This is a genomic window from Acinetobacter sp. 1566109, from assembly GCF_000582255.1.
Taxonomy (GTDB): Bacteria; Pseudomonadota; Gammaproteobacteria; order Pseudomonadales; family Moraxellaceae; genus Acinetobacter; species Acinetobacter nosocomialis.
On sequence record NZ_JEYB01000230.1, the window covers coordinates 1 to 459 of the forward strand.

1 protein-coding gene is annotated in these 459 nt (G+C 48.6%); it reads right to left on the reverse strand.

All coding sequences use genetic code 11. The annotated features are described in order from the left end of the window. Positions 1-459, reverse strand: a 459-nt coding sequence (locus tag J582_RS25585) for an E3 binding domain-containing protein (RefSeq protein WP_032049028.1), incomplete at both ends; no start/stop codon positions are given.

Consider the following 459-nt stretch of genomic DNA (forward strand, 5'->3'; position numbering starts at 1 on the left):
TTCCTGAGCTGATGACAGCCGCAGAAACCAGGCCGCTTGTGGTGCCGTTAAACGACTCTTCACATAAGCAAAGATATCTTCTTTAACTACACGGCCATGCTCACCAGAAGTTTTAACTTGTGACAAAATCACGCCAAGTTCACGAGCAAGCTTACGAACAGCAGGACCTGCATATACTTTAGCGTTTTCTGCTTCTTGCTCTTTCGTTAACTTATCAGTGCCAGATGTAGGCGCCGCAGGTGCAGACTGTGTTGTAGCAGGAGCAGCTGCTTTAGGTGCTGCTGCCTGTGGAGCTGCGGCTGCTTCTGCTTTTGCCGCTGGTGCAGCAGCAGGTGCTTGGCCTTCAGCTTCAATTGTTGCAAGCAATATACCTTGTGAAACTTGTTGGCCTGCTTGCAAGTGAATTGCTTTTACAACACCAGCAACGGTACTTGGAACTTCCACAGTTGCTTTATCTGA